The organism is Sinorhizobium sp. P24N7 (assembly GCF_042436655.1).
Taxonomy (GTDB): Bacteria; Pseudomonadota; Alphaproteobacteria; order Rhizobiales; family Rhizobiaceae; genus Sinorhizobium; species Sinorhizobium meliloti_A.
Genome location: NZ_JBHMIW010000003.1, coordinates 340,173 through 365,609 on the forward strand (window position 1 = coordinate 340,173; position 25,437 = coordinate 365,609).

The window sequence follows — 25,437 nt, forward strand, 5'->3', positions numbered from 1 at the left end:
TGCCCTTAAAGCTGTGCTGTCCAGTCGAAATCCCGGACATAGAGGCCTATTGGATTGAGGCGGATGGTCGCCTCGTCCTGCGGCGCGGTGAGCGTCACCGTCGCGATCCCGCGGAACCGGCGCGTGCCGGTCTCCTTGCCCTTTCGGTCCCGTTCGTACTCGGTCCAGTCGATCTGATAGGTCTGGTTCGAAAGTGCCACGATATTGTTGACTTCGATGGCGATCGTCGACGACTTCGCCTTTTCGAACGGAGAGTTGCTGCGGAACCAGTCATTGATCTTCTGGGTCGAGGGATCGGAGGTCCGAAGGAGCGCATACGTGCGGTCGATATATTGCTTCTGCACCACGGCATCGGGCGTCACGCTGCGGAAGCTGGTCACGAAATTACCAAGCGTCGCGCGCACGACGCGGGGGTCCGCATACTCGATCTGCTCCGGGAAACCGGCCGTCATCGAAGTTCCGAGCTTGTCGACTTCGATGATGTAGGGCACGAGCTTGACCTGGGTACTGAGATACATCGAGTACCCGAAGCCGATCACGGCCATGGTCAGAGCGAGGATGCCCACGATGCGCCACTCGGCGGCCGCCTGCACATAGGAACCGTATCGCTCGCTCCATTCCTGGCGCGCAGCAAGATACGGGTTTTCGGGGGCGCGGTTCGCTGCCATCGGTATCCACCCCATTCTGATTAAAGTTTGTCATCGCGTTTGGGAGGCGGAGTGCGCCCGCTTTGACCAGTGCGCTGTTCGTCGAGTTTGGCGTTCGCCAGACCGAGAAGCGAACCGGCATAGGCGCCGGGAGAGCCGATCGCCTTTTCCTTGGCTGCAGACCCAGCCGCCTTCCCGGCAGATCCAATCCCAGCACCCATGCCGCGGAGCGCCGCGCCGGCAACGGAGGAACCCGCGGTGCGAGCGGTCTGAGCGACGGCAAGGCCCGCCCCGGCCGCACCGGCTGCGAGAAAGCCGGCCCCCACGGCAAAGGATGCCACTTGCCCGCCATGACGGATCGTCTCCATTCCGCTGGAAACCGATGCGCCCTGAACCATTCCCTGGATGATGGTAGGCACATACATGGAGATGATGAAAACGACGACGGAGATCCCAGCAATCGACAAGCTGGTGATGAACTGCTGTTCCGTGGCGACCGGCCTTTCGGCGAGGCCAATCAGAACTTGGGAACCGATTTTTGCGATCATCACTAAGGCCATGAGTTTCATTCCGATCGAGAAGGCATAGACGAGGTATCGGACAGCAAAATCCTTCGTGAACGATGAGCCTCCGAGCCCCAGCATGATCATTCCGGCCAAAAGGCCCACGTACATCTCCACCATCACGGCAACAAAAATTGCGGCCACTAGCGAGAAGCAGATGACGACGACGACCATCGCAAAGACCGCTGCGATAGCTAGGGAATTGTCTTCAAATAGGCCAAACTGGACCTGCTTGGACATTTTCCCGGCTACTTCGATGCCTGCGTCGAAAATCGCTGCTGGAGAGGCTGAACCGGCGCCGGCACCGATCTGGAAAAGGCTGTCGACTACGGCCCGAGCAAAAGTCGGCCCCTGATCGAGTATGAAAGCAAATAGCCCGATGAACATGATCCTTCGAACCAGCTCGGCAAACCAGCTGTCGATGGAGGCTGCCTGCACAGCGAGCCAAACCGTTGCAATACCGGTTTCGATGGTCGCGAGGATCCAAAAGAGGGACTTCGCCGCATCCATGATCGTGGTCTCCCACCCTTTCGCAGCGGCTGAGACCTGGTTCTCCAGCTCGGTGATGACCTGCCCTTCCTGCGCGAACGATGGCGCGGCACAGGCGAGGAAAAGCAGTCCCGCGATATAGAATGAATGCTGAAGAGTGACCTTCACCATCTCGGGCGCATCTCCTGTCCGCTATGAAGATCGCGTTTCGTCGCTGGCTTGAAGAAGTCACGAATGCGTTGCTCGCTGTTGGAGAGTTCCTCGGTTTGATCGCTGAAACTCAAGTCGAAGTAGAGAAAATATGATGTTGTCGCCGCAGCACTTGTCACAGCGATGACGAGGAATATCAAAGCAATGCGGGTCACCAGCGCGGCTCCATCATCTGACCTTCCGGGACACCGCGGCTCGCGGGCGCGAAGAATTTTTCGCGTCGTGCCTGCGCCAGATCCTTGTCGGTCTGCTCGGCCTGGAGCCATGTGCCCATCATGGTCATCTGCTGGGAGACAAGACCGCGCAGCTTTTGCATCTGCGCGACCTGCTGGGCTGCGATCTGGTGGCCAACCTGTAGCGCCTTCATCTGGCCGTCGGCCGTTTGCGACATGGAGCGAAGCGACTCCATCGTGTCCTCCTCACTGTCGAACTGCTCGGCGGTGAGGCTGGCAGCGTTCAGGGCGCCAGCGATCGTGTCCCGGTTGGTGTCCGACCAGGACTGATACGTCGTGGAGAAGCTCTCGTTGCTTGGCAGATTGGTCTTGAGGTCTGCGTAGCTCTTGAAGCGAGCCTTCAGCACGTCATCGGCATTGCCCATCGAGAAGGCGATGCCCTGCCCTTGATCGACGATGCTGCGAAGCTGATCGAGGTCGTTTTGGACCTGACCCCACATGTGACCCGGAAGCGTCGCGGTATTCTGGAGCAGGTTCTTATAGATATTGAGTTGCGTTTCGATCTGCTCGGCCAGCTGGTTAATCTGGGTGAGCTGGTTCTGGATTTGCTCTCCCGACTTTCCGACAAGCGCTACCAGCTCGCCGTTGTTGAGCACCTGCGTCCACTCGGTCGCGACGCCCGTCGCCGTGCCGGCACGTGCAGGTGTGTTGTCGATTGCTATCAGCAAGACGGCTGTCAAAGCGAAGCACTTATTTGTCGTCGAGCAGTGACGCGGCATCGTGAATTCCTCTCGTCTGAAGCCAGTGGATCGGCCAATCGCGACCGTGTCGGGATTTGAGCGCCCGGATACGCTTGAGGTCCTCCTTGCCGGAGGCGCCGACGAAGCTCAGCGCAATGGGGCCAAGCGCCATATCAAAGAGCCGTCGGCCCTCGGGGGTGGCGACGTAGTATTCGCGCTTCGGGATTGCGGTTGCGACGATCTCGATCTGCCGTTCGTTGAAGCCTATGCTCTCGTAGAAATCGCGCGTCCCCGGTTCGCGCGCCGCGCCGTTCGGCAGGCAAATCTTCGTCGGGCAGGATTCCTTGAGCACGTCGATGATGCCCGACCGCTCGGCGTCTGAGATCGATTGCGTTGCAAGAACCACGGCGCAGTTGGCCTTGCGCAGCACCTTCAGCCATTCCCGGATCTTGCTTCGAAACACCGGGTGACCGAGCATCAGCCACGCCTCGTCGAGTACGATCAGGCTTGCAGAGCCGTCGAGGCGTTTCTCGATACGGCGAAACAGATAGGTGAGCACCGGCACAAGGTTGCGTTCCCCCATGTTCATGAGCTGCTCGACTTCGAAGGTCTGGAAGGCACCGAGCGAAAGGCCATCTTCTTCGGCGTCGAGGAGCTGGCCCATCGGCCCGTCGACGGTATAGTGATGCAGGGCATCCTTGATCTCGCGCATCTGCACACCGGAAACGAAATCCGAAAGCGACCGGCCGGCAGCATTCGCCATCAGCGCGATTTGCCGCGAGATGGCATTGCGATGGTCGGGCGTGATCGCGACACCCTGCAGGCCTAGGAGCATCTCAATCCATTCCGAGGCCCAACCCCGGTCGCCGTCGCTCGAAAGGTCGGACAGAGGGCAGAAGGCAAGCGCCCTCCCCTCTTCCCGCGCTTCGCCGCCGATCTCATAGTGATCACCGCCGGCGGCGAATGTCAGAGGCAGGAGCGAGTTGCCTTTGTCGAAGGCAAAGATCTGTGCCCTCTCATACCGGCGGAACTGCGCGGCGATGAGGGCAAGAAGCGTAGATTTGCCCGAGCCGGTCGGCCCGAAGATCAAGGTGTGACCGACGTCATCGACATGCAGATTCAGCCGGAATGGCGTGGAGCCGCTGGCAACCTGCATCAGTGGAGGCGCGTTCGGCGGATAGAACGGGCATGGAGCGATCGCGTTTCCGGACCACACCGAGTTCAGTGGAATGAGGTCAGCCAGATTGCCGGTGTTGATCAACGGCTCCCTGACATTGCAGTACCAGTTGCCGGGCAGGCTACCGAGATAGGCGTCGGTCGCATTGAGCGTTTCGATCCTGGCGCCAAAGCCTTCTGCCTGTATCAGGCGTCGAATCGCCTCGGCCTTTTCCTGCAGCGCTTCACGATCGTTCTCGAAGAGAACGACGACCGGTGTGTAGTAGCCATAGGCGACGAGCTGTGATGAAGCCTGGGCAATCGCATCCTCCGTTTCGGCCACCATCATCATGGCATCCTGGTCCACAGATCGGGAGTGCGTCTGGAACAGTTGGTCGAAGAACGGTCGGACCTTCTGCAGCCACTTCTTCCGGGTGCGTTCGAGCTTCTGACGGGCCTCCTCGGCATCCAGGAAGATGAAGCGCGTCGACCAGCGGTAGGTGAGCGGCATCAAGTCGAGGCTGGTCAGAATGCCAGGCCAGCTTTCGGCCGGAAGTCCATCGATGGCGACGACGCCGAGAAATCGGTTGTCGACCTTGGGTGTGAGGCCGTGCTGCATCTCGGCCGTCGCAACCCAGTCCAGATACATCGGAACATCCGGCACGCGGATCGGGTGACTCTCTCCGGTGATGCAGAACCGGATGAACTGGAGAAGCTCGTCGTAGCGTGCTGTTCGCTCCCCTCCCCGCTCGACCGCTTCCCGCGTTTCCATTCGGCGGATCGAGAGGACGTTTGCGAAATATTGCTCGATCTCACGAATTGCGTTCTTGAAGATGAAGAGCACTGTGTCGCCATAAGACTTCTTTCGGCTCTCTTCGTCGGAATAGATGTATTTGGTCAGCGCCGTCCGTTTTGTCTGCAGCGGCCGGTAAGTGAGAATGAGCGCATGCTTGCTCTCGAAATGACCCTGCTCGCGCTCGAAATGCGCCCGCCGCTCAGCGTCGATCGCTCGAGTGACGGCGTCGGGGAAATGGCAGCGGTCTTCGGACGGGTAGTCTACCGTCGGGATGCGGATCGCCTCGACCTGGATCATCCAGCCGGTGCCCAGCCGCGACAGGATCGCGTTGATCTGGCGCGACAATTCGTTGCGTTCGAGGTCTGTGGCGCTTTCAGAATCGGGTCCAGCGAAGTACCAGCCGGCCATCAGGCTTCCATCCTTCAACAGGAGGACGCCATTGTCGACGAGACCGGCATAAGGAACGAGATCGGCGAAAGACGGTCCGGTCGTTCTGAAGCGGCTGAGCGCTACCATGATCGCACCTTTAGTATCGGCGCCATGGCGACGTGGTCGCCCTGTAGCCGGGCTTGTAGGACATGTGCCGCACATAGACCTGGCGCATCAGCGGATCGGCCTTCGCCATCATGCGCAGCGCGCCGACGATCACAATCCAGACGGCGGCGCCGAAGAGCGCCGAATAGACCGTGAGCACCACGAAGATCAGGATAGCAGCGGCGAGCCCCGTGATCAGCACCAGCTCCCGGTCAGCACCCAGGAAGAGGTTCGGACGCGACAACGCACGGTGGATGCGGTTGCGCCGCAGGCCGGACGAGAACTCAGCCATTAGCCGCCTCCCCTCGCCCGTCGACACCGATTGTTGTGACTTGCCGGTTGGGGAGTCCGATCGACGCACCGGTCGCGCCGAACAGGCCCACGATTTGTGTTGCGCCAAGCAGGATGCCCGCGACGAGGACGACATACATGAGCCTTCTGGCAAAGTCGTTGAGCTCGCCGCCGAAGATGAGCATGCCGCCGGCGATCGCCACCGCGGCGAGCGCGATGTAGCCGGCAACGGGGCCGGTGATCGATTCCTGGATTTGCTCGAGCGGACCTTCCCAAGGCAGGTTGCCGCCGGAGCTGGCGAGCGCGGGCGTCATCATGACGTTCGATGCAAGGGCGACGAGGCCAACGGAAGTCCTCTTTCGGTCAAGCCGCATTACGTTCTTCCTCTCCAAAGGGTTTGGTCTGGTATTGGCCATCGCTGAAGCCGCTCACGTGCAGGATCTCCGAGACTCGGCGCCCCTTCGGTGTACGTTCGATCGAGATGATCACGTCGACAGCATCGCCGATGACACTCGGCATCGGCTGCTGGCTGACTTCGGCTGTGAGCTGCTCAAGTCGCCGCAAGGCCGATTTGGCAGTGTTGGAATGAATGGTGCAGAGCCCGCCGGGGTGGCCGGTGTTCCATGCCTTCAACAGGGTCAGGGCAGCACCGTCGCGAACCTCTCCGACGATGATGCGGTCGGGTCGCAGCCGCATCGTGCTTTTCAGGAGCCGCGCCATGTCAACGCCATCGCTTGTGTGCAGAGCGACAGTGTTGCTTGCTGAGCACTGGATCTCGGCGGTGTCTTCAAGAATGACGAGGCGGTCGTCGGGCGCATGCTCGACAATTTCGGCGATGATGGCGTTGGCCAGTGTCGTCTTGCCCGATCCGGTTCCGCCGGAAACCACAATGTTGAGGTGGGACCGCACGGCATTGCGGACCAAGGACGCCTGAGCCGCCGTCATGATGTTCTTTTCCACATATTCATCAAGGGGGATCAGACGCGAGGCGCGCCGCCGGATGGTGAAGGATGGCGCCGAAACGACGGGTGGCAGAAGACCCTCGAAACGATGGCCGCCGATAGGCAACTCGCCGGATATGATTGGATGATCGGCATCGACTTCACACTCAAGCACATGAGCGACAGTTCCGATGATGATCTCGGCTGCGGCGCCCAGCATTTCCCCGGCCGGTACGATTCCAACACCAAGGCTCTCTATGAATACGCGACCATCAGGGTTGGCCATGATTTCGATGACGCAGGGATCATCGAGTGCCCCGCAAAGGCTCTCCCCGAACGCGTCTTGTAGTTTTCTGATCAGACGAGGACGTGAACGCTGTTCTCTCATCCTACGTCCTCACGCCGCGCTGCATGAAAAATCGAACTCGGAAGAGTAGTCGTGAGGCCTGAGACGTTCGAAGACTGCCTGGTTTGTGGGCAGGACACCGGCAACGCTTAGCGTCTTGCCGATCAACATAGGCTCACCAAGCCGCTCAAGTGGCCAGCCGGAACGCTTGAGAATGCGCTCGAGCACTACGTCGGTGGCGGTCGCGATCTCTGTGAATCCCTCACGGATACACCATTCGATGATACCTGCGAACATAGCGCGGGTCGCGTCACGAATCGGACCGCCTGCCCATCCATCGAGCAGCGTGTCGACGCAGAAACGGGAGCTCTCAACCATCTGGGGGTGGGAAGCGAGTTTTCCGCCCGCCAGAAGCTGCGGGAAGGTTTCGCTGAGCATCGTCGGCCCGGTTGCGGGAAGCAATCGGGCGCATCCGGCTACCTGTGAAGCCGGCGTGACGGCTAGGATATAGGTCGGGTTCAACGTGTCGAATTCATCGGTCTCACGGCCGTGTCGGATCGCGACGTTCCATGCGAGCCGCTCGCCGAACACGCGGGCCCTCAGCTTGTACATCTCATCAACGAGCCGAGCTTCACGCGCCGATGCCGGCGATCTCAATGCAATAACCTTCATCGATCCCCTCTTTCGCTGCTTGCTTTTGAAAGATGTGCGGGATCGACGCCGCTCATTCTACTCGCAAAAGTGCGAGTGCTGCGCTGGTTTCAGATGGGTGCAAGGGACGGCTGCCCGACCACAGGGATAACTGGATCCGCGCTGCCGGCGAATCGATCATGAGGGCGCATCGCTCGCGTGGTCGCGTGAGTCGCGACGAAATGCGTGTTGAGTGCATGCTCAGCCCCAGCGATAGCACGCGTTGGTTTTACACACACAAAAGTGCTAGTGCGCGCTCGACCGCAAGTGTTCAGGTAAATTCCGGGAATCGTTCGTCTTTTATGAGCGACGCCAGATGAACGCAGGCGTGCTGGCGGCGCCATTTTAGCGGCTCGTTAACCCTAATTCGCTTGTCACCCGGAGAGAATCGGCCATTATAACGGTTACTTCGGCCATCTGGCCCGAAAACCGTTATTTGAGAGTTCCCTTACCATGAACGCTAATTCGCAATCCGTTGCCGCTGCGCAGCTCATGCATTTCGAGGACCATATCCTCGAGCAAGGCGATTTGATTTCGAAGAAGCTGCATTTGCTCAGCATGCAACGTTTCCCGCCGAACGCCAAGAAGACGCTGCGTCCGTTCTCATTGTCCGAGGTCGCTCAGTATCTCGGCGTATCCCAGAGCACGCTGAAAAAGCTTCATCTCGAAGGGAAAGGCCCCATCCCCCAAACGTCTTCCTCTGGCCGGCGGTCATACACGGCCGAACAGATGGTGGAACTGAGGCAGTACCTCGATCAGCACGGTCGTTCGGAAACGAAGAACTATGTGCCGCATCGGCGCAAGGGCGAGAAGCTGCAGGTGATCGCCGTCGTTAATTTCAAGGGCGGATCCGGCAAGACAACGACGGCCGCGCATCTGGGGCAATACATGGCGCTGACAGGCCACCGGGTGCTTGCGATCGATCTCGACCCTCAGGCCTCCCTCTCCTCGCTTCACGGGTTCCAACCGGAGCTCGATATGTCGCTATCTCTCTATGAAGCGATCCGCTATGACGAGAGCAGGCGCCCTATCTCCGACATCATCCAGTCGACGAATTTTCCTGGCCTCGACATCGTGCCGGCCAACCTGGAGCTTCAGGAGTTCGAGTACGATACGCCGCTTGCCATGACGGACAAAAGCTCGAATGCCGGCAAGACCTTCTTTACTCGTATCTCGCGAGCGATCGCCGCGGTCGACGATCGCTATGATGTCGTTGTGATCGATTGCCCGCCGCAACTCGGTTATCTGACGATCACGGCGCTTACCGCGGCGACAAGCGTCCTGGTCACCATCCATCCGCAGATGCTCGACGTCATGTCCATGGGGCAGTTCCTGCTGATGCTCGGGGGGATCCTGAAACCCATTCGCGAAGCGGGCGCCGAGGTCAATCTCGAATGGTACCGCTATCTGATCACGCGTTATGAACCGATGGATGTTCCGCAGGCGCAGATGGTCGGCTTCATGCAGACGCTTTTTCATCAGTTCGTTCTGAAGAATCACATGCTGAAATCCACCGCGGTATCTGATGCCGGGATCACCAAGCAGACGCTTTATGAGGTCGACAAGAGCCAGATGACGCGGGCGACTTACGAGCGCGCGATGGAGTCGCTGAATGCGGTCAACGCGGAAATTGCCGGTCTCGTGCATCAATCGTGGGGGCGGTGAGTTGTCAGCTGACAAAAACGGCAAAATTGCATTTTCTTACAAGGCTTTGGGGCCTTACGGAGTAATCTGATGGCGAGAAAGAACCTGTTGGCCGGGCTAGTCGATACCCCGCAGGACACGCCGGCGGAGATCGCGACGAGTTATCCGATGCGCGGCGCCTCGAAGAGCATGGTCCGCTCGCTGGGTGAACTTGCCCAGCAGGCGGAGAAGTTTCTCGAAGGTGAAGCCGTGGTTGAGCTGGATCCGACGACGATCGAAAGCTCCTTCGTTTCCGACCGAATGGAAGACGTCTCGCAGGAGTTCGAGGAACTGAAGCAGGCGATTGCCGAACGAGGGCAGGACAGCCCGATCCTTGTGCGCCCTCACCCGAACCTCGCCGATCGTTATCAGATCGTTTTTGGTCATCGGCGCGCTCGCGCGGCGAAGGAACTTGGACGGAAGGTGAAGGCGGTCGTCAAGACGCTCGACGACCGCACCCATGTCATCGCCCAGGGACAGGAGAATTCGGCGCGGGCCAACCTGACCTTCATCGAGCGCGCCTCGTTTGCGAAGCGCTTGGCCGATCTCGGTTACGATCGTTCGGACATCGCCTCGGCGCTTGCGGCGAATGCGGCAGCTGTCTCGAAGATGATGTCGGTCGCCGAGCGCATACCGCAGGCCGTGATCCAGGCGATTGGACCTGCCCCCTCGATCGGTCGAGAGCGATGGCTCGAGCTTTCGCTGCTCGTCGGTAAGGCGGCGAACGATACAAAGGTGAAAGAGCTGGTCGAGGCTGCGGTGTTTTCGTCGCTGGCAAGCGACGATCGGTTCAACGCGCTTTTTAACGGCCTCAACAGGACCGGCAAGCCGGTCCGCAAGGTGGTGGCTGGGACCAAGGATTCATGGCAGCCGGCCGACAGGTCCGTGTCGGCGCAGTATATTAACACCGGCAAGGCGTTCACGCTTTCCTTGAAGGCGAAGAATGCAAGCGGGTTTGGTCAATTCCTCTCAGACAATCTGGACCGGCTCTATGCCGAGTTCGTGTCGAAAGAGGTGAATAAGGGAGATTAAAGGCGCAAAAGAAAAAAGCCCCCAACGAACAAGCCGTGGAAGCCTTCCTCAGATTTGTAGCAAGATCGAGAATCGCATTTCCACGAATCGCAGTCAAGAGTCCTTGGCACCGCTTTTGGTGAGCTGCTTTCTTTTGCCTTATCGAAGGTGAAGGAAAACGGAGAGTGGAAGTGTGACGACGCCCCTTGGGCGGCGGTCGATGACTCTTGCCATGTTGGCAGGCCAGTTCATCCCCCGCGACATCGAGCCTGGGAAGTCGGTCGACGACGCTCGGACAGGAAAACGCCGGAACCGTGGTTGCGTGCATCCTCGAAAGGCATGGGCACATCAACTCCGCCGGCGGCTATCTACGCGATCTGACGGGCAGGGCGCGGCGAGGGGAATTCTCGCTGCTGATGGCGTTGCTGCGGGCGAACGGCGCCCCGGGCCGTAAGGCTTCGTAGCGCTCCCTACGTCTTTGCGCCAGTGCAGATGGTTTCCAGGAGTTCAATCGTCATTGACTGAGCCACGCGCGGAATATCGGAGAAGCTCTCTCGGTACAGAAGTCTCGTCATTATGGTTTCCGCGAACTGCGGGTTCATCTGGCGAGCAACTTTCAGCGCCGCCTCGCATTTATCCTGAAAGGCCTTTAAGGCCTCATCGAGGTACTCCACGCCGTGAGTTTTCATGACGCAAGCGATGTCGAACATGTCGCGGGGGCTGCATCGCGGCGCCTCGGTAGTAAACCTTCTTGGCGATGATCTCGCCGGGGGTCTCGAGCAGAACGTATCGTCCGCGCACCTCCGCTCTCACCGTCGGATTGCCGGTCAGGCTAGGGGCACAGATAAAGTCGATTTCGCCAACGTTCTCGAAAACAATCTTCAATGTCCGCGATCCATCGGACTCATAGTCGTCAGGGTTGATGTCGAGGGCGTATCCCTGTGTCTTCGGATTCAGGTATGGTAGAAGTTGCGGATCATCGAGGAAAATGTCGACGTCGAAACTCTCACGGTGATCGATCGAGCATCAGGGCGGTACCGCCCCCAAAAGTCCAACTGTCGATCCTAGTAAGTTCGGAGTTTGTTTGATCGATGATGCGGCAAGCCTATTCAAACAGGTCGCTCCATCTGCTGACCGGATGTTCGACCAACTACGCCGCCCGCGCCAAAGGGAGGGGATAGCCAGCAAGTGCCGAGAACTTCCGCGCCAGATCGGAGGCGGCCATGGGATCAACGTGCATTTCGTCCAGGAACGAGATCTGAAGACTTTCGTCGACCTCGGAAAAGAAGGAAAATGCTGAAGGATCGAAAGAGACTGCGCTGGCAGGACCGGAAATCTTCGCCGCCAGCTGCTCAGCCGAAAGGGTCGTCCCGTAAGGGGCGTTGACAGTGGACAGAACCTTTACTGCAACGATCGACAACTTCCTGAACCATAGAACACCTGGAATTCTACACATACCGCCGCGATGTTTGCGAAACAAGGATCGCAGGTGAGGAGATCGACTCCGGCGAACTTAGGCGATCAGCCGGGCCGCCCGTCCATTCTTTCTTTCCGCGTTGTTGTAATAGCTGGCCGCCTGGGTCACCGACTTATGCAGTGACTGCTGCATCGCCTCAGGGAGGGGAACGCCGCGGTTGGCAGCCTCGGTCAGATAGCCGGATCTCAAGCCATGCGCCGAAAACAGCGCCGGATCAAGGCCGGCCTGTTCACAGCGGGCTTTCAAGATCAGGTTGATGGATTGTGGCGTCAGCGCCCGCCGGTCCACGTTGCCCCACTGATCGATGCGCCGGAACACCGGCCCGTCCTTGATTTGCGCTTCAGCCAGCCACCTTTTTAAGGCGGTCACCGGACGGCCAATCAACAGCACATGTTCGTCATCGTCGGCGATCGTCGTCTTGGTGCGGCCGAGACGGATCGACAGGCAGGGCAGGGGAGGGGAGTCCTTGTCGGCGGGATCAGCGCTCACTGGTTCCTCGTCGGTCAGGTCCTCGACGTGCATCGCCGCCACTTCCGAACGGCGGCGGCCGCCGGAAGCAAAGGCGGTGAGGAGCAGCGCCTGATCGCGGAGGTCAACCAGCCGATCGCCAGCACAGGCCTGCAACAGCTTTGCCAGGATATCGACGGTCACCGGCTTCTTGCTCTTGCGCTGGCGCGGCCGGCTGCTGGCCTTCACCGCCAGCCTGAGCGCGCTCTTCAGCGACGGCGCGCCGAAAGAGCCCGTCAGACCCCGCCAGCGGGTCAGGATCGACCAGGAGGTCAGCCGCCGGCGCACGGTGCCTGGCGCGTGCGGACCGTCGGCCCTGAGCAGACCGTCGCCGCGCAATCCGGCCTCGACGTCCGGCGGCATGCCGTGGGACGGATCGTCAGCGCGCTTGACCGGATCCCAAAGGTGATGGGCAACGAATTTCAGGAGCAAGCTTTCCGGCGCCGGCCAGGGGAGGGGAGCGCCGGTGGCAAGGCGGCACCAGGCCTCGAGGTAACCGAGATCGGAGGCCAGCGCGCGTAGCGTATTCTCGCCCATGCCCTCCTGAGCCAGATGCTTGAGTGTGGCGACGTCGTCGTCAGTCAGCCGCGCGGCGAGCTGGTCGCGGCGGTCGAAGGGCAGTATGGCGTCGAGCGCGTCGAGTTCTTCGGCGCGGCGGTGGACCGCTTGGCTGTCCGATTCCGCCGCTCTATGTTTGTCGATCATTTCGGGCTTGGTCGGCAATTGTCCCTCAACCGGATGATGCCGGGTGAATTTTCAGGTCCGTCTGGCCAAAATCGTTCCCCTTGAACAACAGCGGCGCCTTGGCGATCCTCGCAACAGCATAGGAAAAACAGTCGCCCATATTGAGCGTGGCCGGATGGCGACCTTTACCGAAGCGGTCGAACGCTCGTTCCGCTTCCCGGTAATGCGCCTCGTCGAAACCAATCGCCGTGACGTCGGGTAGCTGGACAAGCTGATCGACAATGTCCGAAGAGTTGGGAAATCCCTTGCCGGTCAGCACCATTCGCGTCTCGAGCAAGGTCGGCCAGCCGATCGCGACCGCCTCCCGACCGACCAACGCGGTGAAGCGTTCGGCCTCCGGCTCTGCCAGCGCCATCGCCAGAATGGCCGACGTATCGACAGCGATCATCGCGGCAAACCGTGTTCGTCGTAGAAATCGTCATGCGCGGATGTCGTGCCAGCCGGCACTGCGCGCCGGCCTTCGGCCATCAAATCCGACAGAACATCGATCGGCGGCCGAGCAGACTTCTGGCGCAGTTCCTGATCATAGTGCTCGAGCGCCAGCTCGACGAGCCTGTTGATCGGCTGACCTGTGCGGCGCGCCAGCGCGTGCGCCAGATCCCTGGCCTTGGTGCTGCGGACGGAGAGCTGCGGTTCGGACATTGCGTTTCCTCGATTGAAATCCCATCGAAGATAGCGATTTTGGCCTGAGATGGCAAGAAAATCACTATCAGATGGCTCACTATCGATACTTGGTCCCTATCGATAGTGACAAGGCGCGGAAACTGGCATCCGCATGACGGAAGTAAATATGGCGATAATTTCCGTATAGGAGCATTTCAGGCGTCAATTCATATGGTTAACGAAACGGAAATTCGATCAACCGAGGTTTTGACGGGGATAACCGGGGCAGATAGGTGACCTTGCTGCTTTGATGGTCGATCTGCCCCGTAACGCTGATCGTATCGTCCCGAAGTGCAGATGACGCCGTAGTCTCCAGCGGCGACTGTCCGGCTTCTGATCGGAATCACCGTCCGGCATCACTGGGATACGCAATGACCCACCCGGGCGGCCGAGGCGATCGCCGAGAGAGTGCCAGGACGACAGGCCCAGAGGAAGGGAGGAAGGGGGGAGATTTCGGGCGTGTACGAGCCTCTAGGGAACGAAAAAGCTCACGGCGCTGGTGGCGCGTAATGATCGAGGACTTTAGCGATCCGTTCGAGCAAAGGGTTAAAGCCGCTGAAATCGATTTTGGCAGCGTTGGCTTTTACGACGTTGGTGGCAAAAATTTCCTTCCCGTATTCTTTAGTAATGTCAATCTTGTTGCTCGGATTAAACTTTTTGCCATTGAGCACGATCGTGGTCCAGCTTTTAGGAAACATGCTTTCCATCGAGCTTTTGCCACTCGCCTCAGGCGTTTTGACCACATAAAGGTTGTCGCAGACGTGATAGAAGTCTTGGGTGCTCGTTACAGACATCCCAACGTTGAAGTTCTTCTTGATGGTCCCCGCTACGTCGCCCAACCCATCATCGTTATCGAGAACCATGATGACCGGGAATTTCATCGGCTTATGCAGCATCGGCTTTCTGTCAGACTTAGATGAGTCTAGGTTTCGCAGGTAGTCGAGGGGTATGGATTTTAGGTCCCCTGTTCCGCCACCGAGATCCATGATCTCATGTGATTTTCCGCCGTAGTTGAAAAATGACAGTGAGAATTTGAAGCCATCCGCTGTTGGTTGCCCCAAAAGCGGATGCCAAGTGGGGAGGTGCTTAATAGCCTCACGAAGGTAGACGGGATCTGTCTTTCCCTCCGTAACAATCAGCGGAGCATCTAGCGCAATGAAACGCTTGTAGAAAAGGAAGCGACGATAGAGCGCTCGGATGGCGCGTGGCTCCAAACGCTGATCTTGTACGGATCGGCGCTCTTCCTTCTGAGTTACTGAGTAGATGTGGTTGAGGATGCCTTCCAATGGAGCAAGGTTATCCGTGACCTTTGGGATTGGCGACCCTCCAGCAACTGTGGGCGGCTGGTGAGAGTGAAAATAGGTACCCTTCTGAAAAAGGCTGTCGCACATCGCCCGGGCGTTCCGATAGTATTCGCTGCGAACGTTCACTTTTTCATTCACAACTAGGCCCGTCACCATCTGACGGCTACCCCGACAGTGCATACGCGTCTTCGTCAAATTAATGACGAAACCACAATCGTCTATTCTGCTTGCTAGTTCCTTTCCAATAACCCAGGTGGACGGGTCAATTTTGTTCACCGATGCAATCTCAGACGGAAACTCTTTTCGGTTCGTTGAGAGAGTAATGTCGTCAGCATAGCGCGAGTATCGTAGGCCATACTTTCTTGCGAGGCGCAGAAGTCGGACGTCTAATATGTGGCAGATCAATTCCGAGATCACTGGAGAGCACGGACTGCCCTGAGGAAGGGCGGTACCATCACACGCTATCTGGGCAATGGTTGTTGCTACCTCGTTTGTCAGCGCGAAGGACTTGTCTTTCAGGAAAAAGCCACGAACTCGCCCGAAGTTGAAGGTGGGGAAAAAGTCGGCGAGGTCCAAGTTCAGGACGAAACGCTTCCGTTTGTGGATTTTTGCGTTGCCGCTAATCCCGCGCCCTTTTCGAAATCCATACGACACGGATTTCGCGTTGAGGTTTTGTTCAATCTCGGCGAGGCATGCGTAGAGAACATGCGCAAGATGAGTTTGGACTTTTTTAAGTTTTGGGATCGGGGCTTTAATAACTCGTTTGCCGCCAGACTTCTTTGGAATTTCGAATTCCGTATACTTCGCCGCTGGCGTTGTCTGATAAATGATTGAAGTCATTGCACTCGGCGTGAAACCTAGCAATCTCGCAAGATCTTTACGATCTTTGGTCGCTTTCAATTTCGCTAAATAACTCAATCAAAATCTCGGGCAAAAAGGTCTTGCAGGCACTCTTACGCGAACACGGCGATGAACCATCATGTAGGTCCAGTAACCGCAGTATGGAACAGGGAAGCACAAGAGCTCCCCTAGCTTTAAATGCTTATGTCTCGAACCCGGACAACAAGTCTGCCTGCAAGACCTGATTTAGCGCTATCATTTCGAGTTGCGATTTCCAAGACTTAGTCGCGTGCTTAAAGTCTGGATATCCACAAGTTAGACGAAAGACACCCCTTCTCATGGAACCGCGCGAGATCAGATTCGAACGTCCGCTTAGGTCGTTAGCGTCGATTTCAGTTAAGTTCCTTGCAGCCTGTGGAGGGACTTCAGTACCCTGTCAGACAACCACCGTGAAACCGTCGGCCATTTCCGAACCGCGATCTTGCTTCGAGCCAACCAAGCCCCAGGCCGTGCCAACGTTGCCGGCGTTGCGAGTGAGATGAACTACGTGTTCGGAGACGTCACCCACATGCCATGCGCACCTGTTCACTTTAATTAGGCTCACCACGCCGCAGCCGAGGCTGGCGCGGCCTCACTTCCCTTTGGTCAAGCGAGAGCCTCGACGCCCCTAACCGAGGCCTGCGGAAACAAGTTCTTCTCTGTGATGGCTGCGAGTGCCGCGGGTACGTCGGGCACGAACAGCACGACGGCGAGGTCCTTCACGGCGCGTGAGCAGCAAACGTAGAAGAGACGTCGGGTGCGATCGAGTACCGTCTCCTCGCCGGCATCAATCCGGGCCTGGTCATTGTCAGAAAGCGGCACGTAGCCGAAATATTTTCCGTAGGAATATTGGTGGAACGCCGCCTCTTCGTCATCCACCACCACTAGCACCCGCTCGAACTGCGCACCCTTTACGCCATGGTGGGTCGCGAACGGCGATTCCTCGGTGAAGTAGCGGCGATAGGCCCAGAGCTCGCCAACATGACAGGCGAGGAAGGCCTGAACATTCGCGAAGCCCGTGCTGCCGTCGTCCACCGGCTCGTCAACCAGGTGCGGCCCGAAGCGATCGTCAAGCCGAAGTAATTCGGTGTTCCGGATATGCCGCATGACCTCGCCCACTGTCACCTGCGAACCGTCGGCAAGCATCGCGACAAGGAAATCGAGCGCCTGCTGCAGACCGGTCAGCACGGGCGCTGCGGGCTGGCCGCGCAGGCGCTCGGGTTCCAGCTTGGGGCTGGCGAGCCGCAGGATCGACATGACTGTGAAGCGGTCGCCTTCCCGCGCTGCCGTGACCATTGGCAGGATCTGCTGTGAAATGGATCGCAGTGGCCAGGCGAACCCATCCGCGAGGCCCTCGGCCAAGCTTGTCGGTGCGTGGTCGTTGAGCGCGGAGTAGAGGTTCGGGAAGCCCAGCCGGACGGCCGCCATGCGGTGTACAAGCACCAACAGACGGACATCGCCTTCGAACACGTCGCTCAGCCAGAGCTCGTCGTTGGTTTCTGCTGCGAGCCAGGTGCGGATTGCGGCGAGGCGAGCACTGCGCTGATCGTCAGCCGGAAGAACGAAAAGGTTGGCCGTGCCGTCCACGTGCTGTTCGACTTCGCCGACCTTAACCGTGCGTCCGCGCGTCTGGACGAGACCGTCGCCGGTCGCACGGATTGCGTTGACGACGCCAAGGACCGAGGTCGGACAACGAAAATTCTCAGGTTTGCTGATCTCGGCCCAGTCATCACCGAGCGGGACGGCGCCAGTTCCGCTCATGTAGATCTTCTGCATCGGATCGCCGAAGAAGCCGACGCACATCCGCGGCTGCTCGGCCGCGATCGAGCGCAATGCTTCGACGACTTCCGGATTGGTGTCCTGGCTTTCGTCGACGAAGATGAATGGGAAGCGGCTGGCCACCACCCGGCGCAGGAGCGAGTGGGCCTCGACACAGTGGGGCGTCAGTCTCAGGACGTCGTCATGGCCGAGGATGCCCTCCGCATAGCTGCTGCCGGTACCGTAAGTGAACTTCTCAACGCTTGCGATCGCCTCCAGTTGTGCCTCAAGCTGGGCGATTTCGATCTCGAGCCGTGCCCTGGTGCGAGCCTGCGTGCGCGGCTTCTCATAATGCTCTCGCCGCTCCGCGATCTTCTCCCCGATGCGGATGCCGACCCACGTTGCGATGTCGCCCTGGAATGGCCGGATCACTGACCACAGGAAGCTGTGGATCGTGGAAATGTGAAACAGCGGCGAGAGTCCTACGTCCCCGGAGATTTCACTGACCGCGACCTCAGTGTAGGTGATGCAGGCGATCTGCTGCCCCGCGCGCCGCAAGGCCGGGCCACGGGTCCGCCCTAGATGTTCGAGCGCCTTGATCAACGAGGTCGTCTTGCCCGAGCCCGCCCCTGCGACCATCACGAAGGATCGCGGGACTTCCCGGTCGAGACATTCGCGGACCTCGACATCAGCGGATGTGTCCGGGCTCCCGATGCGACTGGTCATGCTGCAAGACCATCGCCAGGCTCGGGCGCGGCGAGTTGTTCCGCACCCTCGCCGACCGCTTCGATGTGCTCGACGTTAGCGTCACCAGGCTCGGGTTCGGGTGGCGCGATTTCGGCCTCCAGCCAGCGCAGGCCGTCCGCAATATATTCCGGCACGACCCAGTTTGTTGGATCCTCAGCGAGCAGCGCCAGAGCAAAGTCTGTCTTGCTAAAGCTCTTCGCCTGCACGCGCTTGTGTATCCGGGCGACCAGCTCGGCCAGTGTTTTCTCGTCGTTCTTCGCAATCCGTAGCTGAAGCGGCCTGCGATCCTTGTGCTGGCACCACTCGATGTTCTCGAGCGCGAAGGCCTCCTCGAGCGTTCGTCCAGCAAGTGCGGCCGTCTCTCCGCCCCAAGTCACATCAGTGCAGCATTGAAAGGCCACCCGGACCAGGGCGTCATTGTCGTGAACGCGCGCCTGGATTTTGTCGCTGGCTGTCGCAGCCCAAAGTGCCTCGACGGTCGCGCATTTCGGCAGCCACTGCAGCAAAGTCTGATTGGACGTCGCAGCGCCCGGATGTCCGGCGATGCAGGCCTTGCCCGGCTTCTCCGCTGCCGCCGGGGCCGCGTCTTCGTCCTCATCCTCCTCCTCCTCGACGAGCTCCGGGTCTCCCTGCGCCGCATCTCCGCCCTCTTCGACAACCCCACCGGCCTCGATCTCGGCGGCCCCGTTGCCATCGGCCTGAGCCACCGGACCGAACACACTGTCGAGATCCGTGATGATGAGCGTGGTGAGTCCGAGGTATTCGATCAGCGCCCGGAAGCGGTAGCCGAAAGCGCCGCCGATCTCGAGAATAGTGAGATAAGACGATTGTAGCCGCGGCGCAGCGGTTTCGATCATCTGCGGCAGAAGTAGCCGCTCGACATTGCCTTCGACCAGCACGGCGGCGTCTGCGAAGAACAGATCGCAATGCGCAAGCTTGAGGTAGCGCTCAAGGAAGGTACGAGTGTCGGGGTCCGTGCTGTCGTAGAATATCGAGAGGTTGAGCACGTCGGACGTTGAAGCGGCATTCGCGCGGTTTCGCCTAAAATAGCGGATCGGTCGGAAGCCTCTCTCGTAGAGGATAGGGGTCGAGTGCGTGGTGACGACGACTTGGCTTGTATAGGCGGCCTGGTCGGCGCCCTTGAGCGCGAGGATGTCCATCACCTTGCGGATGAAGGCCTGCTGGAGCTGGGCGTGCAGGTGCGCCTCTGGCTCCTCGATAAAGATCAGATGAACCGGCGGACGGCTGTCCTCGATAGCGAGCCACTGCGCGTGAAGGTCGAGAAGTTCGACCACCATGAAGATGAGGTTCTTGAAACCTAACCCGTTGTAGCGGTCCGGCAGTGTCGGGGGATTGGGCGTGCCATCGTCGGGCCCGAGCGCATAGTGGACCAGCGCCGCATCACGACCGCTCATGATTTGCACCGGATCGAGTGCGGAGCGAATCATCATCCGGGGGTTGGCGAGTCCGGGGTAGCCGAGCTTGGCAAGACTCTCGAGGGTCGGCTCAAACACCCGTTCGAGATGCTGATTGAGCGCGACCTCCGACTCGGACAGTGCACGAAGTGCCTCGAGGTCGTCGCCCTTCTGCTCGAGATTGCGCCCGTAGAAGCGGCTGAGGACACGTGACAAGTCTTCCGCTCGACCTCCTCCGGAGCTGTCGGACAGGTGACGCTGGGCATCCAGAAAATCAATGCGCAGGATGCTGTTGAGGATTTCGCGGCCGCTGCGATCACGACCCGCAAGTGACGCGGGCGAATAGCCGGCCTCGGCGACCATGTTGGGGTTGAACTGTGCCGGATCGAGCACGAAGTAGCGCAGTTCATATTCGTTGCTAAGATTATCGCGCAGGTAATCGCGGAGGTGGCGTGGCGCAGGATCAAACACCGGCACGCCGTGCTCATCCTTTTCGACTGCTGCAAGCGCGCGTTGGCGGAACTCGTTGAACCGGACGCGCGTATCATCGGGGTCAATCGGCGCATAGGCGACCCGCATGCCGACGAGTGTGCTGTCCCAGGCGAGGCTCGGTAGCAGGTCAATGGCGCGGTGGATGTCCTCGGCCCCGATCTCCAGCCAGATGTCGACTTCGATGGTCGGCAGAGCCGCGCCCTCTTCGCCTGCACCGAATGCGATGATGCCGGGCCACAGCTCGGCACTGAAATCGTGGATGTCGAAGCGCCCATGGCCGGTGAAGAGCCGAAGTGCGTGGCCGACCGATGTCTTGCCGCTGTTGTTGGCGCCGACGAAGATGGAGATGTCAGAAGCGAGATCGATGACCACCTCACGCAACCGTCGAAAGTTGCGGATAGCCAGCTTCCTCAAATGCATCCTCACCCCCCGATCCGTGCGATGCGGGTCCTCGACACGGACTCGCGGTACGACTCGTTTATTAGCTTTTTTCGCTTTGCTTTACGAGCATTGTAATGGCCGAGTTTTAGGTCAAAAGGGATCAAGTTGAGAGCGTTGGATCCTGCTCCCAAGCCGGCCGGTGTGATTGCCGAACAGACGCCCCCATACCCCGGTGCCCGGTGGCACGAGAGGGGCCGGAAGCTGAAGGTCGGCTTTCAGCTCACGTCTCAGGGACAGCGGGCATTATGTTGGGGCCCGATAAGGTTGGACAACTTACGCGCCAGTGTGACCGTCGTCCCCACATGATCCCGCCAGAGAGCAAGGCGCGTTAGGCGGTAGTCAACGAGATCAGGCGAAGTCCCAACTTTTTCGCAGTACCATCAGAGCTCACCCGCTTTGCAACTTTTTCAATCATCTGAGAACGGGGAAGTATCTTGACACGGGAGCTGCTCATTCCGAGCATGGTCTGGTGACAGAGAATCGCGCAGGAGTGCAGGCAAATCAATGGCCCCTAAGATGCGGCCCGGCGATCGGGGATGTTCACATACCGACCCTGAATGCGTTGGCTCAGCGAGCTACGGATTGGTGAAGGAGAACGAAAGACATGGCTAGATGCACTGCACCAGCAAGGGGCCATCGCTCATCGGCCGCCGCAGCCGACTGTCCTGCATGCGGGGGCCGCTATGGCCGCTATAGCGGTTACGGCGGGTATGGCAGCGGCTATAGCAGCTCCGGATCATACTCGTCCCCCTCATACTCGTCCTCAAGGAGAAGCGGCGGGTCGGGGCGCCGCACCTCAAAGCCGCGCTGGTCGGGAACCGGTTCGGCTGTATGGTACACCCCTGAACAAGTGCAGGCGCTCACGCCGGTTCGCGAGAACGTCGAGAACCTAGCGGCGTCGCAGCCTGACCTTCGAGACGTGTTTCTCTGTCACGCGTGGGATGACAGGCAGGGCTCCGCTAAGGAACTGCATGATCTGCTCGAAGCGCGCGGTGTACGCGTGTGGTTCAGCGAGAAAGACCTTGGCCTCGGGGTGCCGATGATGCGGGCTATCGACAAGGGCCTAGTGAATTCGCGCGTCGGTATAGTTTTGGTGACCCCGGCTATGTTGCGACGCCTCCCGGCAGAAGGCATCGCAGACAAAGAGCTTTCGGCGCTGCTCCGGCGAGAGCGGCTCGTCCCGGTTGTTCATGGAACGACCTATGAAGAGCTTGAGCAGGTCAGCCTCCTACTAGCCTCCCGAGCAGGGCTGAATACTGCCGAAGAGTCGATGGCGGAAGTCGCCGCCAAAATCGCCGAATTGGTCGCTACTTAGTCACGTCGGAGGTCAATTCGAGGGCTAAGCGATATTTTTCGGCGGATACCGAAGGTTTTCTGCGGCGACTTGGCTTCATCCTGCACTTCGACAAATTCGAAAATGAGTGCTGCTTTCGCGGGCTCCATCTCGGAGCCTCTATGCCCGATTGGCGGGCGCAATGCTGCCGTTCACAGACTTAGCGTGGACGTCGCCTTAAATTAGGGCGGACGGAATCGTGCTCCCACGAGGCCGGCACGGCGGGTTGCTGTGATGTTCACCTTTTGGGCCGATTAGATCGCATAATGTATCGCCTGGAAACAGAATTCTCGAATCCCGTACATCCTCAACAATGCCTCGATTCCTCACTTCTACAGGCCGATCGATGATGCTTCCGCCACCGACGCCCGCAGATCTGGCTCTATCGAGGCGCCATCAAGGCGTGGCTTTCTCCAATGAAGGTGACGTCTGGTCCATCAAGCCGGGCTGCAGCATCATCCCTGTGGTGCAATCAACGCTGCCCCTCGAAGCCGCAGGTTTGGGAACTGGAGGAGGCGCGAGGTCGCTCACTTCCAAGATCAGCTTCTGACGGATCGCGATCGCGAAATCCTCCGGCTCGTAAACGGGCAGCACGAATGATCCGGGTCCGCCGACCACGCAGTCCTTATAGTAGTCGTCCAGCCGAGCTACCGTCGCCGATGGACGGATGAGCACGGCAAGGCCATTTATAACGATGCCCCGCTCGATCGCAGCCTGACGAGCGGGCAAGACCGGCGGGCCGGTGTTGTTCGGACCGTCGCCCGATACATCCAGCACGCGTCGGATGCCCGAAAACGCATTCGACTCCAACGAACGCGTACCGAACAGTATCGCATTCGAGAGAGAGGTGCCGCGTCGCGAGCCTCTGACAGGTTTGTCGACTTGCTCCGCGAATTCGTGTGCATCGCCGGAATCATCGATGACCCGCCAGTCCACTACCGACTGGACGTTCACGGCACCCGCCCACTCAAAGTAGCCGATAGCGATTCGCCCGAGCCTTCCACCCTTCACTGCATTTATGAAATCTGGGTGCTTGAGCGCTTCGACATAGCCCAGGCGCTGTATTTGCGCTTCCTCAATGTCCATGGAACCGGAAACATCAACCGCCAGCAAGAGTTCGACATCGACCTGGACCGCCGGGGCGGGGGCCTGTGTCGGCTCGGCGGTTAGGGAAAAGAGCAACGCGAGTATCGGATACATGGCAATACCATCTTCTAAATTAGAGAACTGTAGCACACGAACGATATTTCGCTAGAAGCATGGCCGTTGCTGATCTTATGGTTGGTCCTCCTTCCATTGGAAATCGCGGATCGATCGGGGAGGCACGAATGGGTTATGACTTGGAAGGTAGTCGCACGCATCCACGCCAGGTCGCACGGCTTCTCATCGTGCTCGTGCGGCCGGTGGTGCTGGTTCAGCGATCGCGCCCCCCGAGTGGGCAGCAACGAGGGACTTGCGAAAGTGAATGAGCGGGAAACGGAGCCCACCCGATAGGGTGTCCGGTGAGGATCTCCGTCAGGAGCGACTATGCCTGCTTTTTCATGCATTTCACTTCCGGGCGGACTCCGGCGCTGACTAATTCTTCTGATACGAAGGCGTCGTGAAGGAACCGTGGAGCTATTTTGACATTCTCGTTTCGCTAAGCGTATGCCGTTCGCTCACTTAGCGTGAAAGTCATGACTGCCTCTCTCGACCATTCGCCGGCAAAGGCAAATGCTTTGCGTCAATTTCTGGCGCTCACAATTCGCTCAGTCGGTGTGGCTTATGGCGATATCGGTACAAGCCCGCTTTACGAGTCGGGGTGAAAAGCCGGAGTCGATCGACACGAACAAGCTCAAGGCGAAGCGGGTCGACTCAGTCGCTCGGTCACGTTGGGGATCGTCCATGAGCGCGCGACCTATCGCGCCCCCATCAACCTCGAACGCAGGGCATTCGATACGCCGTCGAAGATGAACACGACGAGCAGGATGAGAAGCACCATATAGGCGACGTTCTCCCAGTCGGAATTCGTTCGCATCGCCTCCCACAGCTTCAAGCCAATTCCACCCGCGCCCACCGCGCCGATGATGGTCGCGGAGCGTGTGTTCGATTCCCAGAAGTAAAGAGATTGGCTGGCGAACACGGGAAGGACCTGCGGCAGCACCCCGAACCGCTGGACGGCGAGGGGAGCGGCCCCGACCGATTTCACACCCTCCCGCTGCTTCTCGTCGATGTTCTCAAGGGCTTCCGAGTAAAGCTTTCCGAATGTGCCCGTGTCGGTGAAGAAGATGGCAGAGATTCCGGCGAGGGGACCGGGGCCGAACGCTCGTGTAAAGAACAGGGCCCAGATGAGCATGTCCACCGAGCGCAGAAAGTCAAAGAACCGCTTCGTTATATGATTAAGCAACCGGTTGCGGCTGATGTTTCGCGCAGCGAGGAAGCACAGCGGAAATGCCAGCAGTGAAGCGAACAGTGTTCCCACAAACGCCATGACGATCGTCTGGAGGAGCTTCGTCCAGACGTCCAGATGCTGCCATTCGGCATTGTAGAGGAAGTTGGTCCATGCAAGCGAGAGGTTCGACTGGGACGGGTCGATACGCGCGCCGCTCGTGATTAGCGCGATCACCTCGCTCGCGCTTTTGCCAAAGAAGGGCGAGTTGGTGTCGAAGAGGAAATTCGCCCATCCGAAAAAACGCCGTCTGATGCTGACCTCGTCGCCGTCGATCTCGGCCCAACCTCTGGCACCGAAGGACAGAGTGATTTTCTCGCCCGGCCTCTTCTGGATGGCCCAGTCGGGCAGCACTCCCTCCGGAAGGGTTGCGCCCCTCCCATCGACCTTTGCTAGGAGCGTCTCGCCGCCATGGATGACGCGCACTTGCTTGTCTGCGATTTGAATGTTCGTGCCACTGCCTAGGGACACGGTGGCGCGGGTGATCACTTCCTGTGGGCTGGGCGCCGACGAGGGCACTGGTCCTATGGTGGAGGTGGAATCGGCGTCCTTGCCGGTCGGTGCGACCATAAAGCTGATGGAAGACGACGTTTTCGGCTGGCTCGCTTGTGCTTCCGGCGTCGGGGCGGCGGTCCGTTGAACCGTGTCCCGTTCGAGTTCGACCCACGCCGGGGCCGGGTCCTCTCCCAGCGGCGAGAACCTTCCGTAGTCGATCTTCATCGTTCCATCCGGCGCGATCTCGAGGTCCGGTCGCACCTCGTACGAAACCCAGTCGGCAAGATAGCTTCCGGCGATCGACCAGTTCGCATTGCGCAACACGTCGCTGATAGAGAACATCCACCAGCACGAGACCAGGTAGAGCGTTGCGCCTGCCCAGAGTAGCAGAAGTCGGGTGCGCTTTCCGTTCGACTTCTGGAGCAGGTCCTTGTGACGCTCGGCGATGGCCTGCATCTCCAGAGGGTGCATGGTGGTCATTGGGC

Annotated in this window: 22 protein-coding genes and 1 pseudogene; 4 read left to right on the plus strand and 19 right to left on the minus strand. The window is 59.2% G+C overall.

Going from position 1 to position 25,437, the window contains the following annotated elements:
* Positions 1-5: 5 nt before the first annotated feature.
* Genes ACFHWW_RS06790 through traI form a run of 9 tightly spaced genes read right to left on the minus strand, consistent with a single transcriptional unit; the run spans position 6 to position 7,557 of the window.
* Positions 6-668, minus strand: coding sequence for a conjugal transfer protein TrbF (locus ACFHWW_RS06790; RefSeq protein WP_379937751.1), 663 nt, complete (start codon positions 666-668; stop codon positions 6-8).
* Positions 669-688: 20 nt separating this feature from the next.
* Positions 689-1,870, minus strand: a complete 1,182-nt coding sequence (gene trbL, locus ACFHWW_RS06795) for a P-type conjugative transfer protein TrbL (RefSeq protein ID WP_379937752.1) — start codon at positions 1,868-1,870, stop codon at positions 689-691.
* Complete coding sequence (locus tag ACFHWW_RS06800; protein ID WP_379937753.1) at positions 1,864-2,064, minus strand: DUF2749 domain-containing protein; 201 nt, start codon at positions 2,062-2,064, stop codon at positions 1,864-1,866. The genes trbL and ACFHWW_RS06800 overlap by 7 nt, the downstream gene beginning before the upstream one ends.
* The gene (gene trbJ / locus ACFHWW_RS06805) at positions 2,061-2,861 is read right to left on the minus strand and encodes a P-type conjugative transfer protein TrbJ (RefSeq protein ID WP_379937754.1); all 801 of its coding nucleotides are present in this window, start codon (positions 2,859-2,861) and stop codon (positions 2,061-2,063) included. Before trbJ ends, ACFHWW_RS06800 begins: the two co-directional genes overlap by 4 nt.
* Positions 2,833-5,289 (minus strand): conjugal transfer protein TrbE, encoded by a 2,457-nt coding sequence (locus ACFHWW_RS06810; RefSeq protein WP_379937755.1) that lies wholly within the window; start codon positions 5,287-5,289, stop codon positions 2,833-2,835. The genes trbJ and ACFHWW_RS06810 overlap by 29 nt, the downstream gene beginning before the upstream one ends.
* A 10-nt stretch (positions 5,290-5,299) precedes the next feature.
* The gene (locus tag ACFHWW_RS06815) at positions 5,300-5,599 is read right to left on the minus strand and encodes a conjugal transfer protein TrbD (protein WP_379937756.1); all 300 of its coding nucleotides are present in this window, start codon (positions 5,597-5,599) and stop codon (positions 5,300-5,302) included.
* Positions 5,592-5,915 (minus strand): TrbC/VirB2 family protein, encoded by a 324-nt coding sequence (locus tag ACFHWW_RS06820; protein ID WP_379937884.1) that lies wholly within the window; start codon positions 5,913-5,915, stop codon positions 5,592-5,594. The genes ACFHWW_RS06815 and ACFHWW_RS06820 overlap by 8 nt, the downstream gene beginning before the upstream one ends.
* 46 nt (positions 5,916-5,961) lie before the next feature.
* Positions 5,962-6,927: a P-type conjugative transfer ATPase TrbB gene (trbB, locus tag ACFHWW_RS06825; RefSeq protein WP_379937757.1), complete on the minus strand. Its 966-nt coding sequence runs from the start codon at positions 6,925-6,927 to the stop codon at positions 5,962-5,964.
* Between the two features lie 9 nt (positions 6,928-6,936).
* A complete protein-coding gene (traI, locus tag ACFHWW_RS06830) occupies positions 6,937-7,557 on the minus strand; it encodes an acyl-homoserine-lactone synthase TraI (protein ID WP_379937758.1) in 621 nt (206 codons plus the stop codon).
* Positions 7,558-8,028: 471 nt separating this feature from the next.
* On the opposite strand from traI, the gene repA reads away from it, so the two are divergent.
* The 3 genes and pseudogenes from repA to repC all read left to right on the plus strand — a co-directional run.
* Positions 8,029-9,240, plus strand: a complete 1,212-nt coding sequence (gene repA, locus ACFHWW_RS06835; protein WP_379937759.1) for a plasmid partitioning protein RepA — start codon at positions 8,029-8,031, stop codon at positions 9,238-9,240.
* 69 nt (positions 9,241-9,309) lie between these two features.
* Complete coding sequence (repB, locus tag ACFHWW_RS06840) at positions 9,310-10,290, plus strand: plasmid partitioning protein RepB (RefSeq protein ID WP_379937760.1); 981 nt, start codon at positions 9,310-9,312, stop codon at positions 10,288-10,290.
* Between the two features lie 269 nt (positions 10,291-10,559).
* A pseudogene (repC, locus tag ACFHWW_RS06845) lies at positions 10,560-10,733 on the plus strand (replication initiation protein RepC); the annotation flags it as partial.
* Positions 10,734-10,739: 6 nt separating this feature from the next.
* Here the strand turns inward: repC and ACFHWW_RS06850 are convergent.
* The 8 genes from ACFHWW_RS06850 to ACFHWW_RS06885 all read right to left on the minus strand — a co-directional run bounded on the left by ACFHWW_RS06850 (position 10,740) and on the right by ACFHWW_RS06885 (position 20,675).
* Positions 10,740-10,979 carry a hypothetical protein gene (locus ACFHWW_RS06850; RefSeq protein WP_134953281.1) on the minus strand — a complete coding sequence of 80 codons (240 nt, stop codon included), beginning with the start codon at positions 10,977-10,979 and terminating at the stop codon, positions 10,740-10,742.
* A gap of 440 nt (positions 10,980-11,419) precedes the next feature.
* Positions 11,420-11,689, minus strand: coding sequence for a hypothetical protein (locus ACFHWW_RS06855; RefSeq protein ID WP_379937761.1), 270 nt, complete (start codon positions 11,687-11,689; stop codon positions 11,420-11,422).
* A gap of 93 nt (positions 11,690-11,782) precedes the next feature.
* Positions 11,783-12,958, minus strand: coding sequence for a site-specific integrase (locus ACFHWW_RS06860; RefSeq protein ID WP_379937885.1), 1,176 nt, complete (start codon positions 12,956-12,958; stop codon positions 11,783-11,785).
* A 25-nt stretch (positions 12,959-12,983) separates the two neighbouring features.
* On the minus strand, positions 12,984-13,385 hold the full coding sequence (locus ACFHWW_RS06865; protein WP_379937762.1) for a type II toxin-antitoxin system VapC family toxin: 402 nt from the start codon (positions 13,383-13,385) through the stop codon (positions 12,984-12,986).
* Complete coding sequence (locus tag ACFHWW_RS06870; protein ID WP_379937763.1) at positions 13,382-13,639, minus strand: type II toxin-antitoxin system VapB family antitoxin; 258 nt, start codon at positions 13,637-13,639, stop codon at positions 13,382-13,384. The genes ACFHWW_RS06865 and ACFHWW_RS06870 overlap by 4 nt, the downstream gene beginning before the upstream one ends.
* A 509-nt stretch (positions 13,640-14,148) precedes the next feature.
* On the minus strand, positions 14,149-15,882 hold the full coding sequence (locus ACFHWW_RS06875) for a retron Ec67 family RNA-directed DNA polymerase/endonuclease (RefSeq protein WP_379937764.1): 1,734 nt from the start codon (positions 15,880-15,882) through the stop codon (positions 14,149-14,151).
* Between the two features lie 567 nt (positions 15,883-16,449).
* Positions 16,450-18,327 (minus strand): UvrD-helicase domain-containing protein, encoded by a 1,878-nt coding sequence (locus tag ACFHWW_RS06880; protein WP_379937765.1) that lies wholly within the window; start codon positions 18,325-18,327, stop codon positions 16,450-16,452.
* Positions 18,324-20,675 (minus strand): ATP-dependent endonuclease, encoded by a 2,352-nt coding sequence (locus ACFHWW_RS06885; RefSeq protein ID WP_379937766.1) that lies wholly within the window; start codon positions 20,673-20,675, stop codon positions 18,324-18,326. Before ACFHWW_RS06885 ends, ACFHWW_RS06880 begins: the two co-directional genes overlap by 4 nt.
* Positions 20,676-21,546: 871 nt before the next feature.
* Between ACFHWW_RS06885 and ACFHWW_RS06890 the strand changes: the two genes are divergently transcribed.
* Positions 21,547-22,011: a toll/interleukin-1 receptor domain-containing protein gene (locus tag ACFHWW_RS06890; protein WP_379937767.1), complete on the plus strand. Its 465-nt coding sequence runs from the start codon at positions 21,547-21,549 to the stop codon at positions 22,009-22,011.
* A 414-nt stretch (positions 22,012-22,425) separates the two neighbouring features.
* On the opposite strand, the gene ACFHWW_RS06895 is transcribed toward ACFHWW_RS06890, so the two are convergent.
* Both ACFHWW_RS06895 and phnE read right to left on the minus strand, forming a co-directional pair.
* Positions 22,426-23,229, minus strand: coding sequence for a DUF1194 domain-containing protein (locus ACFHWW_RS06895; protein ID WP_379937768.1), 804 nt, complete (start codon positions 23,227-23,229; stop codon positions 22,426-22,428).
* A 697-nt stretch (positions 23,230-23,926) separates the two neighbouring features.
* A complete protein-coding gene (gene phnE / locus ACFHWW_RS06900; protein ID WP_379937769.1) occupies positions 23,927-25,432 on the minus strand; it encodes a phosphonate ABC transporter, permease protein PhnE in 1,506 nt (501 codons plus the stop codon).
* Positions 25,433-25,437 lie beyond the last annotated feature (5 nt).